General features: G+C 53.8%; 17 protein-coding genes and 1 rRNA gene. 13 read left to right on the top strand and 5 right to left on the bottom strand.

Features of this window, described 5'->3' with window-relative positions:
- The first annotated feature begins 193 nt into the window (after positions 1-193).
- Both pheS and pheT read left to right on the top strand, forming a co-directional pair.
- A complete protein-coding gene (pheS, locus tag QQL78_RS00090) occupies positions 194-1,267 on the top strand; it encodes a phenylalanine--tRNA ligase subunit alpha (protein ID WP_284369330.1) in 1,074 nt (357 codons plus the stop codon).
- Positions 1,268-1,824: 557 nt separating this feature from the next.
- Positions 1,825-4,224, top strand: coding sequence for a phenylalanine--tRNA ligase subunit beta (pheT, locus tag QQL78_RS00085; RefSeq protein ID WP_284369328.1), 2,400 nt, complete (start codon positions 1,825-1,827; stop codon positions 4,222-4,224).
- Between the two features lie 3 nt (positions 4,225-4,227).
- Here the strand turns inward: pheT and QQL78_RS00080 are convergent, their stop codons facing one another.
- Positions 4,228-5,106 carry a LysR family transcriptional regulator gene (locus QQL78_RS00080; RefSeq protein WP_284369326.1) on the bottom strand — a complete coding sequence of 293 codons (879 nt, stop codon included), beginning with the start codon at positions 5,104-5,106 and terminating at the stop codon, positions 4,228-4,230.
- 82 nt (positions 5,107-5,188) lie between these two features.
- Between QQL78_RS00080 and QQL78_RS00075 the strand changes: the two genes are divergently transcribed.
- Complete coding sequence (locus QQL78_RS00075) at positions 5,189-5,827, top strand: class I SAM-dependent methyltransferase (RefSeq protein WP_284369323.1); 639 nt, start codon at positions 5,189-5,191, stop codon at positions 5,825-5,827.
- 3 nt (positions 5,828-5,830) lie between these two features.
- Here the strand turns inward: QQL78_RS00075 and QQL78_RS00070 are convergent, their stop codons facing one another.
- A complete protein-coding gene (locus QQL78_RS00070) occupies positions 5,831-6,256 on the bottom strand; it encodes an RrF2 family transcriptional regulator (protein ID WP_284369321.1) in 426 nt (141 codons plus the stop codon).
- A gap of 104 nt (positions 6,257-6,360) precedes the next feature.
- On the opposite strand from QQL78_RS00070, the gene QQL78_RS00065 reads away from it, so the two are divergent.
- From QQL78_RS00065 to QQL78_RS00040, 6 genes are all read left to right on the top strand, one after another.
- Positions 6,361-7,572: a GTP-binding protein gene (locus QQL78_RS00065; protein WP_284369319.1), complete on the top strand. Its 1,212-nt coding sequence runs from the start codon at positions 6,361-6,363 to the stop codon at positions 7,570-7,572.
- The gene (locus tag QQL78_RS00060) at positions 7,569-8,204 is read left to right on the top strand and encodes a DUF1826 domain-containing protein (RefSeq protein ID WP_284369317.1); all 636 of its coding nucleotides are present in this window, start codon (positions 7,569-7,571) and stop codon (positions 8,202-8,204) included. Before QQL78_RS00065 ends, QQL78_RS00060 begins: the two co-directional genes overlap by 4 nt.
- Complete coding sequence (locus QQL78_RS00055; RefSeq protein WP_284369314.1) at positions 8,201-8,467, top strand: DUF6525 family protein; 267 nt, start codon at positions 8,201-8,203, stop codon at positions 8,465-8,467. Before QQL78_RS00060 ends, QQL78_RS00055 begins: the two co-directional genes overlap by 4 nt.
- Before the next feature lie 245 nt (positions 8,468-8,712).
- On the top strand, positions 8,713-9,144 hold the full coding sequence (locus QQL78_RS00050; protein WP_284369312.1) for a hypothetical protein: 432 nt from the start codon (positions 8,713-8,715) through the stop codon (positions 9,142-9,144).
- Positions 9,141-9,491 (top strand): IS66 family insertion sequence element accessory protein TnpB, encoded by a 351-nt coding sequence (gene tnpB / locus QQL78_RS00045; protein ID WP_284369310.1) that lies wholly within the window; start codon positions 9,141-9,143, stop codon positions 9,489-9,491. The genes QQL78_RS00050 and tnpB overlap by 4 nt, the downstream gene beginning before the upstream one ends.
- Positions 9,492-9,558: 67 nt before the next feature.
- Entirely contained in the window at positions 9,559-9,771 is a 213-nt protein-coding gene (locus tag QQL78_RS00040) for a DUF7695 domain-containing protein (RefSeq protein WP_284369308.1), read from the top strand.
- Positions 9,772-9,845: 74 nt separating this feature from the next.
- Here QQL78_RS00040 and QQL78_RS00035 read toward each other — a convergent pair whose 3' ends face one another.
- Both QQL78_RS00035 and QQL78_RS00030 read right to left on the bottom strand, forming a co-directional pair.
- Positions 9,846-10,643 (bottom strand): hypothetical protein, encoded by a 798-nt coding sequence (locus QQL78_RS00035; RefSeq protein WP_284369306.1) that lies wholly within the window; start codon positions 10,641-10,643, stop codon positions 9,846-9,848.
- On the bottom strand, positions 10,631-11,029 hold the full coding sequence (locus QQL78_RS00030) for a hypothetical protein (RefSeq protein ID WP_284369304.1): 399 nt from the start codon (positions 11,027-11,029) through the stop codon (positions 10,631-10,633). The genes QQL78_RS00035 and QQL78_RS00030 overlap by 13 nt, the downstream gene beginning before the upstream one ends.
- Positions 11,030-11,252: 223 nt before the next feature.
- Here QQL78_RS00030 and QQL78_RS00025 point away from each other — a divergent pair, with 223 nt between their 5' ends.
- The 4 genes from QQL78_RS00025 to QQL78_RS00010 all read left to right on the top strand — a co-directional run bounded on the left by QQL78_RS00025 (position 11,253) and on the right by QQL78_RS00010 (position 16,266).
- Positions 11,253-11,636 carry a helix-turn-helix domain-containing protein gene (locus QQL78_RS00025; protein WP_284369302.1) on the top strand — a complete coding sequence of 128 codons (384 nt, stop codon included), beginning with the start codon at positions 11,253-11,255 and terminating at the stop codon, positions 11,634-11,636.
- A 191-nt stretch (positions 11,637-11,827) separates the two neighbouring features.
- Positions 11,828-13,495 (top strand): IS66 family transposase, encoded by a 1,668-nt coding sequence (gene tnpC / locus QQL78_RS00020; protein ID WP_284369300.1) that lies wholly within the window; start codon positions 11,828-11,830, stop codon positions 13,493-13,495.
- A gap of 258 nt (positions 13,496-13,753) precedes the next feature.
- Complete coding sequence (locus QQL78_RS00015; RefSeq protein WP_284369298.1) at positions 13,754-14,284, top strand: hypothetical protein; 531 nt, start codon at positions 13,754-13,756, stop codon at positions 14,282-14,284.
- Positions 14,284-16,266, top strand: coding sequence for a hypothetical protein (locus QQL78_RS00010; protein ID WP_284369296.1), 1,983 nt, complete (start codon positions 14,284-14,286; stop codon positions 16,264-16,266). The genes QQL78_RS00015 and QQL78_RS00010 overlap by 1 nt, the downstream gene beginning before the upstream one ends.
- 286 nt (positions 16,267-16,552) lie before the next feature.
- Here the strand turns inward: QQL78_RS00010 and rrf are convergent.
- Positions 16,553-16,667, bottom strand: a 5S ribosomal RNA gene (gene rrf / locus QQL78_RS00005).
- Positions 16,668-16,847: the final 180 nt, after the last annotated feature.

Here is a 16,847-nt window from a genome sequence, read left to right as displayed (position 1 = left end):
GTGAATTCCACGAAATATAGAGTATTGCACTTAGCCTACCACTTTATGTGGCATTTGACCAAGGATACCTGCGGTAATTCCGGGCAACAAATGGATTTTTCTGTGGATAAGAGCGGATGCCGCCCCCGGTCCGTGGGTTGCATTTCCACAGGACCGCAAGTAGCACAAACCAAGCAAATTTCGAGGGTGCCCGATGGACGATCTCAAGCAAAAATACCTGAAGCTGATTGCGGATGCCGCAGATGAATCAGCGCTGGAAGACATCCGGCTGGCCGCAGTTGGCAAAAAGGGCGAGGTCGCGTTGAAAATGCGCGAGCTGGGCAAGATGACACCGGAAGAACGCCAGACCGCTGGCCCTGCGCTGAACGCGCTGAAGGACGAGATCAATTCGGCGCTGGCCGCAAAAAAGGCCGCCCTTGGTGATGCCGCCCTTGACGAACGGCTGCGCTCCGAATGGCTCGACGTGACCTTGCCCGTGCGCGCACAGCGGCAGGGGTCGATCCATCCCGTATCTCAGGTCACCGAAGAACTGACCGCGATTTTCGCCGAAATGGGGTTTTCCGTTGCCGAAGGGCCGCGCATCGACACCGACTGGTATAACTTTGACGCGCTGAACATCCCCGGCCACCACCCTGCACGCGCAGAGATGGATACGTTTTACATGGCCCGCGCCGAGGGCGACAACCGCCCGCCGCATGTTTTGCGCACCCATACGTCGCCGGTACAAATCCGCACAATGGAGGCCGAGGGTGCCCCGCTGCGCATCATCTGCCCCGGTGGTGTCTACCGCGCCGATTACGACCAGACCCATACGCCGATGTTCCATCAGGTCGAGGGGCTGGCGATCGACAAGGACATCTCGATGGCGAACCTTAAATGGACGCTTGAGGAATTCTTTTCCGCGTTCTTTGAAATTGACGGCATCAAAACCCGTTTCCGCGCTTCGCACTTCCCGTTCACGGAACCCTCTGCCGAGGTTGATATCCAGTGTTCATGGGTCGACGGCCAGTTGCGCATTGGCGAGGGCGACGGCTGGATGGAAGTGCTGGGTTCCGGCATGGTGCATCCGAAAGTGTTGCAGGCGGGCGGGATTGATCCTGACGTCTGGCAGGGTTTTGCCTTCGGCATGGGGATCGACCGGATTGCGATGCTAAAATACGGGATACCCGATTTGCGGGCGTTCTTTGATAGCGATCTGCGCTGGTTGCGGCATTACGGGTTTGCGAGCTTGGATCAGCCGAATTTGCATGGTGGTTTGTCACGGTAGATGTACCTGCTCGGGGTCTGGTTCGCGGCGTACTATGCCTGGTGGACTCGTTTAACAGCTTCTCGACCAAATGTTTGGGCCATTGGTATTCCCTGTACGTCGTTCCTATTGTTGTTTGCCGCGATCTATTTCCAGACAGGGCGTTGGATGTTTTTCTATTTCTTTGGTTCGGCGCTGATTTCTCCGGGCTTTGTCGCCGCGTCTAAACAAGAGCGATTTCAGCAAGAAAAGCGAAATGATGCATGGAAAGCGACCCGCAAAGTGCAGAGAATGATAGATCAGAGTCGAAAGCGATAGTCCTTCGAAGACCCCCCAGCACGGAATCAAGGCTGCTTGCAGCCACCGTGCCGTCGACGGCCCGCCCGGTCGCACCAAAGGTGCGCCCTTTGTAAGTCTCATCACAGCTGAAACATAAACTGCCAGAGAACCAGCGTCGTATCGCCCCCCCGCGGGCCATCGATTGCACCGCGCGCGTTGGTGCAATCGGCAAACCGCATTGATCCCCGCCCCGTTTGGCGATACCGACTGAACCCAAGCACACGCACGAGGATTGAGACATGAAATTCACACTATCATGGCTAAAAGACCATCTGGAGACCACGGCCACGGTCGATGAAATCTGCGAAACCCTGACCGATCTTGGCCTTGAGGTTGAGGGCGTCGAGGATCGCGGGGCGCGGCTGCGTGATTTTACCATTGGGTATGTCAAATCCGCCGAAAAACACCCCGATGCCGACCGGCTGAACGTCTGTCAGGTTGAGACCGATGAAGGCGTGATGCAGATCATCTGCGGCGCACCGAACGCCCGCGCGGGCATCACCGTGGTTGTTGCCAAACCGGGCGTCTATGTGCCGGGGATTGATACAACCATTGGCGTTGGCAAAATTCGGGGGGTCGATAGCTTTGGCATGATGGCCTCCGAGCGCGAGATGGAGCTGTCCGAAGAGCATGACGGCATCATCGAGCTGCCCTCTGGCGAGGTTGGGCAGTCCTTTGTCGATTGGCTGGCCGAACATGATCCGGCCAAGGTTGATCCGGTGATCGAAATTGCAATCACCCCGAACCGCCCTGACGCTTTGGGTGTGCGCGGCATTGCGCGTGATCTGGCCGCGCGAGGTTTGGGCACGTTGAAGGCGCGCGATTGCGAACCGGTTGCAGGCACGTTTCCTTGTCCGGTTAGCGTCACGATTGACGAGGACACGCTGGAACAATGTCCGGTGTTTTATGGCCGTGTGATCAAAGGTGTGAAAAACGGCCCCTCACCCGCGTGGTTGCAGGATTGCCTGCGTGCCATTGGCCTGCGCCCGATTTCCTTCCTTGTCGATGTGACCAACTTTTTCACCTATGACCGCAACCGCCCCTTGCACGTGTTTGATGCGGATAAGATTGCCGGCAACACCCTGCGCATCCACCGCGCCAAGGGTGGCGAAACCCTGATGGCGCTGGATGAAAAGGAATACACCTTTGCCGAAGGCATGACGGTGATTTCCGATGCCAATGGTGTTGAAAGTATTGGCGGCGTGATGGGCGGTCTGGCATCGGGCTGCACCGAAGAGACCACAAATGTCTTCCTTGAGGCGGCCTATTTCGATCGGGTCCGCACCGCCTATACCGGGCGGGCGCTTAAGGTGAATTCGGATGCGCGGTATCGGTTTGAACGCGGGATTGACCCGGAATGGACACCCCATGGCATCGAACATGCAACGCGGATGATCCTGGATCACGCAGGTGGTGAAGCCTCTGATGTGGTAGTTGCCGGGGCCATTCCCGACACCAGCCGGGCCTACAAACTGGACACGGATCGTGTGCAATCGCTGGTCGGCATGAGCATCCCGGCCGAGACTCAGCGGACAACATTGACAGCCCTTGGGTTCACGCTTGAGGGCGATATGGCCCATGTGCCCAGCTGGCGCCCCGACGTGCAGGGCTCTGCCGATCTGGTGGAAGAGGTGGCCCGGATCGCCTCCCTGACAAAGCTGGAAGGCGTGCCTTTGCCGCGTCTCAGCGCCGGTGTGCCCCGTCCGATCCTGTCCCCGATGCAGCGGCGCGAAGTGGCGGCGCGGCGGGCAGCGGCGGCTTTGGGATACAACGAATGTGTGACCTATAGTTTCATTGATCAGGCCTCTGCCGCATTGTTCGGCGGCGGGACGGATGAAACCCGTCTGGAAAACCCGATCAGCGCCGACATGAGCCACATGCGCCCTGCCCTGTTGCCCGGTTTGCTGGCCGCGGCAGCGCGCAATCAGGCGCGTGGATTTGCCGATATGGCCCTGTTCGAGGTCGGCCCCGCCTTTCACGGTGGCGAGCCGAAAGAACAACACGCGCTGGTCAGTGGCTTGTTGATTGGGCGAACCGGCCCAAAAGATGTGCATGGGGCCTCGCGCCCTGTCGATGTCTATGACGTCAAGGCAGATGCAGAGGCAGTGCTGGCCGCGATGGGGGCACCTGCGCGGGTGCAGATCCTGCGTGGTGCGCGCGAATGGTGGCATCCGGGGCGGCACGGGATGATCTGTCTGGGACCGAAAAAGGTGTTGGGCATCTACGGTGAGGTGCACCCGAAAATTCTGGCGGCGATGGATGTGAAAGGTCCGGCAATGGCCTTTACCCTGTGGCCTGAGCAGGTGCCAATGCCGCGCAAATCCGGTGCCACGCGTCCTGCGCTCAAGATCAGCGATTTGCAGGCGGTCGAACGTGACTTTGCCTTTGTGGTGGATGCCGATGTCGAGGCGTTGATTTTGGTCAATGCGGCGATGGGGGCCGACAAGGCGCTGATCACCGACGTGCGGGTGTTTGATGAATTCATCGGCGGCAGTCTGGGTGAGGGCAAAAAATCCTTGGCCATCACAGTGCGGCTGCAACCCGAGGGCAAGACCCTGAAAGATGCCGACATCGAGGCGGTCGGGGCCAAGGTCATTGAAAAAGTGGCCAAGGCAACGGGCGGCGTGCTGCGCGGGTAACCGCTAGCTCAGCGCCTCTGCAAGCAAATCAAACACCAGCCTGATACGCGGGCTGGTGTGGATCTCGCGGTGGGTGACCAGCCAGACCGGGTAGGTCACGTGCAGATGCTCCGGCAGGATCTTCTCAAGCTCGGGAGTTTTTGCCGCCACCTCTTCATCCATCGGGCTGATGCCCAGACCGGCCTTGCACATCTCCCATGCCGCCACGCCATTTTCAGAGAAGATGCGGAAATTTTCCAGCGTGATTGGGATGCCCATACCGACCATATAGTCGTGCATGCGGGGTACCGGCCCAAGGGCAATCCAGTCATGTTGTTTCAGGTCGTCCAGTGTTTTGGGCCGCCCGCGCGCATCCAGATAAGAACTTGCGGCATAGAACAAACCACGCCTCTCGCGCAGCAGCCGCGCCACGAGGTTGGGATGTTCTGGCCTGACATTCCGTACCGCGATATCCGCATCCCGTTGCATCAGGTTTTCAATGTCATTTGACGCCACAACTTCGACGGTGATCTGTGGTGCCCGCAAGCGGATCGCCCGCACAACCTGCGGCAGTTCATGCACCGATGTAACATCACTGGCGGTGATCCGCACCAGCCCGCCCAGCCCCGAGCGTTGACCACTGGCCGCCAGCGACAGCCGCGTCGCAGCGCCCCCCATTTCGCTGACATGCACCAGCAATTCGCGCCCCGCATCGGTCAATGACAGGTGCCGCCCGTTGCGTTCAAACAGCATCAGATCCAGCGCCGCTTCAAGGGCGGTGATCTGGCGACTCAGTGTTGGTTGGGTCAGGCCCAGTTTACGCGCGGCCGCAGAGAGTGATCCCTGTTCCACGGTCGCAAGAAATGCGCGCAGGTGATTCCAATCTGCTGACGGTAAATCCATACAAAAACGTATATATAACCTGCAAAATTCGTCAATTCTCCGCTCGTCTATGCGCTGCTATAGGGGTGTAAAGGAGAACCCCATGTCAGAAGCCTCGAAGTTCTGGGACAATGCCGCAGTGAAATACGCGGCTTCCCCGATCAAGGATCAGCAAGCCTATGCATTTACGCTTGAGCGCACGCGCAGCTATCTGAACGCCAATGATCATGTGCTGGAAATTGGATGTGGCACAGGTTCAACCGCAATCCTGCTTGCCCCTGAAGTGGCACAGTTCACCGGCACTGATATCTCTTCCGAGATGTTGCGGATCGCGCGGGAAAAGGCTGCGGCCTCGGGGGTCAAAGCACTGGATTTTCAGGTCGCCACAGCAGCAGAATCCGCGCAGGATGCAGCGGACATGACGGTTGTGCTGGGGTTCAATATCTTTCACCTGACCGAAAATCTGGAAGGCATATTGGCCGCCCTGCATCAGAACCTGAAACCCGGCAACCTTTTGATTACAAAGACACCTTGCCTGCGCGAACCTTCCATCGGCCTGATGCGGTTCCTGTTCCGCGCCCTGATTCCGGTTTTGCAGTTTCTCGGCAAGGCCCCTTTTGTGCGGGCCTTCAGCTTTCGCGAGCTGGAAGCGATGATCACCGCCGCAGGGTTTCAGATTGTCGAAACCGGCAGCTACCCCAAGATGAGCCGTTACATCGTGGCCCGCCGCACCGCTGACTAGCGGTCAGGCCCCATGGGCGGCATGTCCGCTCTCGCGCACCTCGGCAATTGTGGTGCTTGCAAGCCGCTCGATCAGACTGCGTTCAATGTCCGCCATCACAGCTGCGACTTTCTTCTGCAAGACATGCTCGATGGAGCAATCTGGCGTTTCCATCTCACCGCCGTTGGCAATCAAGCTTTCATCAAGCGCCAGATAGACATCCGCCAGTGTGATCTGCTGCGGGGAGCGGGCCAGCCGCCAGCCCCCGGCGTGCCCTTTCTCTGATGTCAGCAGCCCCGCCTCTCTGAGCTTGCCCAGTACCCGCCGCACAACAACCGGATTCGTACCCGCGTGATCAGCTATTTCTGCGGAGGTCTGCATTTTGTCAGGATCACCCGCCATGTGACCCAACGTGTGCAGCGCAAGCGACAGGCGCGAATTGCGTTTCATAAGCGTGTTTTCTCCAAGCGTCATTCCAATGTAACATTCGCTGTTGCATTGATCTAGTAACTGAGTAAGTTGCGTGATGCTTACAGCAACCTATGGAGCTAACAATGTCAGATACCCGCCTTCCCGTCACGGTCCTTTCCGGCTTTCTTGGTGCGGGGAAGACCACGCTGCTGAATCGTGTGCTGAACAACCGTGATGGGCGCCGCGTGGCCGTGATTGTCAACGACATGTCCGAAGTCAACATCGACGCCGATCTTGTGCGCGCGGATACCGAACTGAGCCGGACAGATGAAACACTGGTCGAAATGTCGAACGGCTGCATCTGCTGCACCCTGCGTGATGATCTGTTGGATGAGGTGCGGCGCTTGGCCGATGAGGGGCGCTTTGACTACCTGCTGATCGAATCCACCGGCATCTCCGAACCCCTGCCCGTTGCTGCAACCTTTGATTTCCGTGACGAGTTCGGCGAAAGCCTTGCCGATGTCTCGCGTCTGGACACGATGGTGACTGTTGTCGACGCGGCCAACCTGCTGAATGACTTTTCCAGCCATGATTTCCTGCGGGATCGTGGTGAAACCATGGGCGAAGAAGACGAACGCACCTTGGTACACCTGCTGACCGACCAGATTGAATTTGCCGATGTTGTGATCCTGAACAAGGTCACTGATGCCGGCCCCGAACGGGTTGATGCCGCGCGCAAGATCATTCGCAGTCTGAACGCCGATACCCGGATCATCGAGACCGATCATTCAGACGTCCCAGCCGAGGCCATTCTGGACACGGGCCTGTTTGATTTTGAAAAGGCCCATGAACATCCGATGTGGGCGAAAGAGCTTTACGGCTTTGCTGACCATGTGCCCGAAACCGAAGAGTATGGCGTGGCGTCTTTCGTCTATCGCGCGCGGTTGCCCTTTATTCCTGAACGTATTCTAGAAGTGCTGAACAGCGAACTGCCGGGTGTCATCCGCGCCAAGGGGCATTTCTGGATTGCCACCCGCCCCGATTGGGTTGCAGAATTTTCGCTGGCAGGGTCCTTGTCCAGCGTCAAGCCGCTTGGGACATGGTGGGCTTCGGTTCCAAAAGAGAACTGGCCGGATCACGACAGCGCCAAGGCCTATATGCAGGCCCATTGGGAAGAGCCCTGGGGCGACCGCCGTCAGGAACTTGTCTTTATTGGAGCTGGCATCGGCTGGCCCACGTTAAAGGCACGGCTGGACAGCTGTCTGGTGCCGGCGGTTGCCGCTACTGGCCCGGATAACCTGCCTGACTACCCTGATCCCTTCCCGCTTTGGCGCCGCGCCGAGGAGGCAGCATGATCCTTGAAACCGAAGCGGTAAAACAGCCGGTTGTCGGGGTCGCGGTGTCCCGCAGGCCGGAAGACCTGTCAATTCTGAAAACACCCGGCTGTGCGGCGGCCCTGTGGCATCGCCAGCCAGAGGCCGGTTTTCAGACCTGGATTGATGCACTTGATCCTCAACATCTTCCTGATGGGCGGGTGGTTCTGCACCGCGGATCAGTTCACAGGGCACTCAACGAATTATGCGATATCGCGGGCACCCCGCAGTGCGCGGAACGTGAACAATTGATCGAGGATGCCACTGCCCTGTCGGTTATCTTTGCCGACCTGATGGATGCGCAATATCTGCGTGTCCGCCTGCAAGCGGTGACAACAAACGCCTGCCGCAAGTTCCACATTGACGCGATCACCGCGCGGCTGGTCTGCACCTATCGCGGCACCGGTACACAATATGGTACCTCACCAGACCGCACAGTCCCTGCGCGGGTGTTCACTGTCCCGACTGGCGCACCAATCCTGCTGCGCGGTTCGCTCTGGCCAGAGACCCCGGCAGCAGGTTTGCTGCACCGCTCTCCACCGATCGAGGGTACCGATGAGACCCGGTTGGTTCTGGTGATTGATCCGATCACTGACCCCGAGAAAGCACGATGAACCGGAACCTCGGGGCGACAAGCCTGCGCCGCAAGAGACGATCCAACAATCCGATGCAAAGCTATGACAGCCTGCCAGAACCGCTGCGGCACTGGCTGTCACAGGCGGCACTGCCATGGTCGCCCACTTCGGCAAAACGACTGTGGCAAAAAGCCTGTGCAAAAGGCTTGAGCACGCAAGAGGCCCTGCACGAACTGTCCAGCGCAGAGGCACGCATGTTGGCACGTGACCGCCATTCCCCTTCCCAAGTTTTTCTACCGTGATCCGATGGGGATCTTTCACGCTTCCAATCAAGCGCCTGACCCCTGACAACTCGCTGTCAGCGGGGCTGATGCTAGGGTGAAAAGAAAGGATCAGACAAAAGACGCTCGAAACGCGCCGCTTGCATCAGTGAACAAGCCGTTCTTCGCCGGAGCGGTTTAGTCGTAAGCGTTGCATCTGACCCCCAGATTGCCACCTTACGCTAACTCGGTCGAAACAATACGATACCCAAAAGGAAATAGGTATCGTGAACACGCAAGGCCACAACGATCTCTCAAGTGACAAGAAAATCAGCAAGGTTTTCCACGCTTACGGCTATTCTATCCCGGTGCGGAAAGATGGTCGGCGTATGTGGCCTCCTAAATTCAAACGAGCCATGACATACAAGATCCGATCAAAAGAATTGAGCGTTAAAGAGGTCTCGGAAGTTTGCAAAACAGATCAGCTCACAGTCAAGCAATGGCGGCGGGAATACGGTAGGGAGGAAACTCTGGACGAAACAATCCACCCGGCCGAGCCCGTTTTTGCGCAGCTTACCTTGTCGGACAATGATGGCTCAACTCAGCGCTCGGCTGGCGACATAAGGGTCCACTGCAAAAGTTTTGATTTGACGCTTCCTGCAAATTACCCAGTGGAAGGTATTGTGCGGATACTAAAGTCTCTGGGTGGTGGATCATGATCTCACCAGCTGGCAACTTCAAATTCTATGTCGCGACTAAACCGGTCGATTTCCGAAAAGGCATGGATGGCTTGGCAGCGATTGTTCAGAACGAATTTGACCTCGATCCGTTCAGTGGTGCGATCTTCATCTTTCGCTCAAAACGCGCGGATCGCCTCAAACTGATTGTTTGGGATGGCACTGGCCTCGTGATGACTTACAAACGTATCGAAGGCAAAGGATTTGAATGGCCGCGTATTCAAGATGGGATAATCAACCTGACTAAATCTCAGTTTGAAGCGCTATTTGAAGGTTTGGATTGGAAACGGGTCACCGCTAGAAATATGCGTCGTCCCGTTGCCGTTTGAACACCCACTCTCTGAGTGCAAATCACCCATCTATAGTTTGTTGAAAAACCGGATCGAGGACCCGTGAATGAAAAAAATCATCCGCAATAGCGCGCGCTGCTTAAGATGTGGCGAAGAGGTCGAAAGCAAGGGCGTACATGACGCACAAACCTGTTCATGCGGAAACCTGATGGTTGACGGTGGTTACGAATACTTGAGACGGTCCATTCTCGACGAGACATTGGTCTCCGAAACGAGCGTCTGGAAACCTATGCCCAAAGAAAAAACCGACAGAACTTAGCAATCGCGATGTGTTTTAGCAGGATGGCTTCTGGAACAACCTATTTGACGGCAACCCAGATTGCAGAAGAGCCTTCAAAGGCTGGGAAAATAGCTCAATTCCTTCTGTATTTCGGTTGCTTTGTCGACCATCTCTTGGGTGACGTCCAGCAGCTCAATGTAAGCTAAGTCTGTTGAATATCCGATCTTGGAACTGCCCGGTTGGTCGGTCGCTATGCCTACGACACGTTGGGTGCCGGGCTGTTTGCATTGCACCACTAAACACCTTAATCCCAACTCACTAACCCTAGCTTCTCGATCTGAGCTGGGGGCGATTAGAAACACGAAGGCAGTTCCACCATATGCCAAAGCCAGCCGCGATCTGACTTTCAACTCTGACTTTCCCAAGATATCAAAAAACGCTTTGGATAGTTGCACTCTTGTATCTCGCGGCTGTAGGGCCATTTCAATCAGCGCCTGTTGGTCGTAGCTGACGGATTGGCTGTGCATGTCGAGCATAGCATCGGCAAGTAGGCCCTTGGAGTAGTGTTTTATAAGCGCATCCCAACGGTATGATTCCTTAAAGCGTTCTGCACAGTCCCTGTAGTCGTCAGAGTTTGCAAAGCTATCCCAGATGCCGCCGTCTAAAATCATCACGTCGGCGTCGCCTGTATCTCCAGAAAAACTAGGGAACGTGTAGCCATTTTGAATGAAGATCGCGGCCAAGTCTTCGATCCCACCGCCGTTGAAAACTACCTTGGGATCAGTCGTGACGAACGCCTCGGACGCCGTAAGAAACTCAACAAAATCGGTAATTGTGTCTAGCGCGCTGAAAACGATGCCTACGCTCTTTTCATCGCAGACGTGAAAAAAGCCATTTCCTAAGTCCCCCACGTGATCGGCACTTGCTGTTTGCCGCCCAGAGATACCGACACCCGATGATAAATACGTTCTAACTTTGGCGGCAGGGTGATTATCCTGCCATCGTGCCGTGTCACTTCATCGGAGGTATTTAGCCAGCGCTCAGCACCCCATATTTGGCTAGCCGATTTTTCAATTGCTGCACGATGCCAGCGCTCCCAACCACTGGTATCTCCGGTGTCTTTGTACTCAATCTCTTTTACCGAAATAATGACGATGTGTGGCCCGCAGACAATTAAGCAATCGCATAGTTCCTTTCCCTTTTTCCCTATAGGATTCGGATGGGTCCAAAGCTCAAGGAATGAACGCTCACAAAGCTGAGATACAAATTTTTCAGATCGGGTGAGACCAACTGGCATAGCATTTCCAAATCAAATGCGGGGTTAGTTATGTGCCGTCTCGGTATTGCCGCGACCGCGCCCGAAGCAAAAACGACCACGTGAATGGCATATAAGATATAGCGCGTTTACTCTATCAGCATGGTGCCTTTCCCCGTACTACCACTCTCCAGTAAATAGTTGTTTTTTCGAGACTTTCAACAGAAGCGTATTCGCTCCATCAATCTAAAAACAAACTATATTATTGAAAATAAACAATAAAATAAATATCACTATTGATTCGCTCTCTAATCTGAATATGATCCCAGATTATGAAGCGGAGTGCCGAAAAGTGAATTATACGAACAAATTATATGAATTTGCGCACGACGCAGCGGCATCTGAGCGACTTGAGCGTCATAAACTTGAGCGTCACGAATTCATAAAGAGCCAGCTAAGACTATCAGGGACATCGCTTGCAGAAGTGGCACGTGAACTGGGTGTTCAGAATGGCACCGTTTCGACCGTGTCCAAGGGGTTAGGTACTTCAAAGCGGATTCAGCTCAAACTGGCAGAAATCTTGCAGATTTCCCCAAGTTCTTTGTGGCCAGAGCGCTTTCCAAATTCAGATGAAGGAGAGAGCCCATGACTTAGATGCCAAGGGCTCTGAAATAGGCAAGGCCCCGAGGATTTTGGCGATCCTCAAGGGCCTTAAATCGTTTTCTAGCACGATATAGCTTAGATCATCCCATTCCCTCCCTGAAAAATCAAGTGAAAACGCGCCCGATGCTTCGGGCGCGGCCAGAGAGACTGCGTTTACGAAACACAAAAGGATGAAATATGGAAGAAATACAATCAACCTGCGCGATGCTCGCGCGGCATCCGGAGGAGTTTGTCGTCCAAAACGTCAAGCTCATCGCGAATGCAGATTTTCGAAGAGATGTCGAACACGACAATGCTATCGCGGCGCGAGACGCTTCGATTTCAACACTTACAGCAAAGCTAAAGGTAACGCGTTCAGACAATCGCTGGCTGCGCGCCAAGCTCAACAAGTTGACGGATATGCAGTTTGGTCAATCGAGTGAGAAAGGTGCGGGCTCGTCACAGAAGAAAGGTGGCGAACAAGAGCCTAATGCTGGTGGTGGCAACAACGAGGGTGGCCGTGGGGACTCGGGTGGCAAAACCGACGACGATGCGGAGCCACCAAAGAAACCGCGTGGTATGAAAGGGAAGCAAGCCGTTGTCATTCCCAATTACCTGTCACGAGAAGATCCAAGGGTTATTGAACCTGAAACGGGGGAGATCTGTTCATGTGGTTGTCAGATGCGCCCAATGGGTGAACAAATCATCGAACGCTTAACCTTTCGGCCTGCGCAAGTGCGGGTGATTAAAGAAATCTACCCCAAATATGTCTGCCGAACTTGTGATCGGTTCGTTCAAGCAAAAGTACCGCCTCGCGAATTCGACTACACAAAATTCGACGACCGACTGATTGCTGGTTTGGCTGTAAGCAAGTTCGCTGATTTCTTACCTCTGTATCGGCAGGAACAGATATTCAAACGCTCGGGCGTAAAGATACATCGGTCAACGATGGTTCGGCTCATGGATCAACTTTGCAATGCGTTGGAACCTGTGCATCAAGCTCTCGAAGCTGATCTGAAATCCAGCACCAAGCTTTCAATGGACGAAACGGTCCTTTCTCAACTGATGCCTGACAACGGCAAAACCAAGACATGCTATGTCTGGGCGTTATGTCGTGATGACCGCCGCTGGGCTGGCAATGCGCCTCCCGGCGTGGTGTTTCATTTTATGCAATCCAGAAAGGGTGAACACGCCGAAGAAATCCTTCAAGGTTTTTCAGGCAACCTGCAAGTTGACGGTTACGCTGGCTACAGGCGATTAATGTCCCCGGATCGACCCGGAGGGCAGATCAAGCTGGCGTACTGTTGGGCACACGTCCGACGGAAGTTCATTGATGTGGTTAAAGCAACCAAGTCAAAACGTGCTGAGGAGATTATTGATTTAATCAATACGATCTACACGATTGAAAAGAAAATCGCGGGCATGCCTTCAGTTGTTCGTCTCGCCGTTCGCGATGAAGAGGCCAAGCCTACCATCGATCAGCTATTCCAGCTTCTCGTAGAAACATCGAAATCGATCTCGATGAAGTCATCGCTTGGTGCAGCCATCACCTACACAATGAAACTGCGTGAAGGCTTGACGGTATTTCTCGAAGACGGTCGCGTCGAGTTCGATAACAACGCTGTTGAAAACACGATCCGCCCGATTGCGCTTCTTCGGAAGAACGCGCTCTTCGCGGGATCAGAAATCGGCGGTCGCAACTGGGCGATCATGGCAAGCATCATTGGAACGTGCCGAATGAATGGGATTGAACCCTATGCCTATCTGATTTGGTTGCTAGGGCGGATGGCGGCAGGTCACCCACGAAGCGAATACGACAAGTTGTTGCCGTGGCATTGTCCGAAAGGTAGGCACGGTATCGAATAGTTAAGTCATTCTACCAGAATACGTCTACCCGTCCGGTCTCGCCGGACGGGCATCAAGTATGTCCTGCAGAGAGCTGCCATTCGCTGCGTTTACTTAGTTTCGTGGTCGCTCTTGCGAAAGCTGCCGTTCGTATCAGAATTAATTTCACCCGTAGAGTTAATCACACCCACTTCGGTTGCGTAAGATTTCCACACTGTCTGGACACGGTTCGGTTGAGGGGGCACTCTTAATGCAAAATCAAGAAATGTGAGCAGTGCTTTGTCAAAAGATGATTTTCCAACACCTTCTGAGTATATGCGGGGGCGACGTCCGGAACAGTTTTCAGACTCGCGTGTCGAAGAGAACATCGAATTGGATGCAGGCTTTCTCGAGTACAAGCTGGAAAGCATAACAAGCCGCAGTGAAGAAAAACAATTCGAACATCTCGCAAGGCGTCTCGCTGAACGACTGATCTGCCCAAACCTCATACCTCAGACTGGGCCGACTGGCGGTGGCGACAGCAAAGTTGATACCGAGACGTACCCTGTTCACGAGGATATTTCGTCTCGTTGGTACGAGGGAAACGTCGAAGCGGCGAACGAACGCTGGGGGTTTGCCGTAAGCGCAAAGAAGCAGTGGCAGAGCAAGCTTCGTTCAGACATGGCTTCCATCGCATCCACCGGTCGCGGTTACAGAGTAGCTTATTTTTTTCTAATCAATTCATTAGTGACAAATCTAAGTCGAAATTTCAGGACGAGCTTTCAAAGGAGCACGGGTTTGAGATCCGGATTCTTGACCGTACTTGGCTGATGGAAGCGATCATTGAAAAGGGCAACGAAGACATCGCTGCTCAGGCACTGAATCTATCGAACTTCACGACTTCGAAGAAAATTGGTCCTAACGATCTCTCCAAACAGGAAGCCTTGGACGAGCTCGAAAAAGAAATCTCTGACACTGGTAGATATCAGGGAGTTGAATATCAACTTGTTGAGGATTGCATCTCAGCAGCGATAATCTCAAGGGAACTCGAGCTTGACCGGCACATTACGGAAGGTCGGTATGAACGAGCCATACGGCTTGCTAGGGAGCATGGAACCGAACGTCAGATCGCCAACGCATTGTATCAAAAGGCGTGGACTGCGGTGTACTGGCACGATGACTTTGGAGTCTTGCTTAGTGTCTATGATGAAATCGAGGCGTTCTCCCTTGGAAGCAGAAATTCGTCGGACATAGAGAAGGCAATCAACCTTTGGCAGACTCTGCATACTGCGGTCATTTCTGAAGCGCTTTCGTTGGAAGAAACGAAACTGGTGAATAGGGCAAATAGCTTGATCCACCATTTGGAAGAGCTTTCCGGCGAGACGGATAGGCCAAACAACGCCGCAAACTCAAAATGGCTTATGTTGGGGATGCGGATTGTCCAACACGCAGCCGACGAAAGCCAACGAGACAAGCTTCTGCGAGATTTTGGCGACTTGGTGACGGGTTCACAGCATCTCGGAGGTTTCGAATTCAATCGGGCATATGAGCAGTTTGAGGTACTTGGCGCACCCTTTGGCGAATTAGAGGTGTACGATGAGGTATTCGAGCAAGTTCTCCCAGTTTACCAAGAACGGCATAGCGATGTTGCCGTTGCAGATAAGCTCTTCAATCGCGGCATAGACAAACTTCGCACTGACAAGCTCATTTCTGGTATCGACCTGCTGGGGAGAGCGCTACCGAAGCTAATTAAGGCTGAGAAAAAGGAGCGCATGGTTCGCTGCCTCGCAGCGTTGGCTTCAGCTTACAGTTCAATGGATTTGTTTTGGGCTGCCTACTCAAACCACATGTCAGCTCTTTCGATACTGATCCAAGACTTCGGCGAAACCAGAGAGATAGATCCTTTGTTGCCAATGCTGTTGGAAAAAATGTTCTGGGGAGAAATCTCTACTGGACGCATTCCACATGCGCTGTGGTGTCTAGAATTGCAAATCTCGACCTTAAGGCAAACAGGCCTTGATGAAGAAGATAAAGGTTTTCAGGAAGACTACCAGTTGAAGGGTGGGGTGTTGGCAATGCTCCTGCTGAAGGCTGATGCAAGCCAGTTGAATGAGTTTACAGGTCTAGTGAATTTCTTTGAGCAGAATGGTCTGATTGCTTGTTCATTAGCTCTATTGTTTTCTTTCGGAGGTCCTGATTACCTTCGACAGCATGAATACGTCCCAGATTCTGAAAGTGACACAGATATTTGGGAGATGATGAAGAGGCTGTGGGATCAGCCTGCGCAGGATAGCTTGCCTGAACGTATTGACACGTTTGGAGGCAAGAGCGTGAGCCTGATATCCCGGTTGCTGGGAACACGATGGGAAATTGTTTGCCAGCATAATCCTTGGTGCGTGAGAATCGGGGAAAGCTATATGGGCTTCCTCGAAGCTTTTCTTGCAACCAGCCTTTCTCATCAGGCGGTCGGCACGATGGAACGAGCGAAAATGCGTTTCCAATTGGCATCCGAGGGCGAGGCTTGCCCGAATGAACAGGGATTGGAACTTCGCCCTGGGTCGAGGAGCGAGTTGGCCACCGTAGTGATATGGCCGGAGAGATTTCCGTTATCCAACGATGGAAGGCCACCTGACTTCCACTTTGAACTTTCGATTCTGAAACGAGAAGTTGTGATCAGGGAAGCTTGGACTATCGGACTCAATGATCCTGATGGTATTGCAGTTTCCCCAAGCATAGATCCAATCATCCCAGAAGGTCAGGAGAACGCACCAATACTCGAGTTGATTGAGTGGCAGAAGAAACGCGGCAAGTGAAGTCCAGCTTGCCGCCAAGGTCCGCTTTGGGGATGCTGCGACGCGATATTGGCTTGGATTGCAAACGGCAGGTTTGGGCCGCAATGCCCTAATTTTGCTTTGCCGTATTGGCTACGGCCAATATAAGTCCTGTTTAGATAGCCGAGAAGCCACTAAATAGGGGGTCGGATGCAACGCTTACGTTCAATAAATACGCGACCAAGCATAACTTGGCACCGTTTAAGATTGAGTGTAGTTATAATTTTATCGTTAGAGAGATGTGTTTGTTATTTGGAGTGATTATTAGGTTTGGCGATGACCTACTCTCCCACGCCTTAAGACGCAGTACCATCGGCGCTAAGGCACTTAACGGCTGGGTTCGGGATGGAACCAGGTGTTTTGCTCTCGCTATGATCACCAAACCAAAAAAGCACTCCAAAGCTTGTTTCGCATTTACATTATGTGGGAAGGGTATTCCCTGTTTCTCGCTATCCTTAATAGGCATTGCGGAGGTGTATTTGCGATACAAGCGACATCGCCATCTTTCCTGATGGCGACGTCTAACGCGTCCAAGTCATGTACATCTAATGTATTGTGTATGC

Source organism: Sulfitobacter pacificus, from assembly GCF_030159975.1.
GTDB classification, from domain to species: domain Bacteria; phylum Pseudomonadota; class Alphaproteobacteria; order Rhodobacterales; family Rhodobacteraceae; genus Sulfitobacter; species Sulfitobacter pacificus.
Note: the sequence above shows the minus strand (reverse complement) of the source record. Positions and strands in the feature narration are given on the sequence as shown.

Excerpts from the sequence above, each read along its gene's own strand:
- pheS (WP_284369330.1), top strand. The coding sequence starts at position 194 with ATGGACGATCTCAAGCAAAAATACCTGAAGCTGATTGCGGATGCCGCA.
- pheT (WP_284369328.1), top strand. The coding sequence starts at position 1,825 with ATGAAATTCACACTATCATGGCTAAAAGACCATCTGGAGACCACGGCC.
- QQL78_RS00080 (WP_284369326.1), bottom strand. The coding sequence starts at position 5,106 with ATGGATTTACCGTCAGCAGATTGGAATCACCTGCGCGCATTTCTTGCG.
- QQL78_RS00075 (WP_284369323.1), top strand. The coding sequence starts at position 5,189 with ATGTCAGAAGCCTCGAAGTTCTGGGACAATGCCGCAGTGAAATACGCG.
- QQL78_RS00070 (WP_284369321.1), bottom strand. The coding sequence starts at position 6,256 with ATGAAACGCAATTCGCGCCTGTCGCTTGCGCTGCACACGTTGGGTCAC.
- QQL78_RS00065 (WP_284369319.1), top strand. The coding sequence starts at position 6,361 with ATGTCAGATACCCGCCTTCCCGTCACGGTCCTTTCCGGCTTTCTTGGT.
- QQL78_RS00060 (WP_284369317.1), top strand. The coding sequence starts at position 7,569 with ATGATCCTTGAAACCGAAGCGGTAAAACAGCCGGTTGTCGGGGTCGCG.
- QQL78_RS00055 (WP_284369314.1), top strand. The coding sequence starts at position 8,201 with ATGAACCGGAACCTCGGGGCGACAAGCCTGCGCCGCAAGAGACGATCC.
- tnpB (WP_284369310.1), top strand. The coding sequence starts at position 9,141 with ATGATCTCACCAGCTGGCAACTTCAAATTCTATGTCGCGACTAAACCG.
- QQL78_RS00040 (WP_284369308.1), top strand. The coding sequence starts at position 9,559 with ATGAAAAAAATCATCCGCAATAGCGCGCGCTGCTTAAGATGTGGCGAA.
- QQL78_RS00030 (WP_284369304.1), bottom strand. The coding sequence starts at position 11,029 with ATGCCAGTTGGTCTCACCCGATCTGAAAAATTTGTATCTCAGCTTTGT.
- tnpC (WP_284369300.1), top strand. The coding sequence starts at position 11,828 with ATGGAAGAAATACAATCAACCTGCGCGATGCTCGCGCGGCATCCGGAG.
- QQL78_RS00010 (WP_284369296.1), top strand. The coding sequence starts at position 14,284 with ATGGAAGCGATCATTGAAAAGGGCAACGAAGACATCGCTGCTCAGGCA.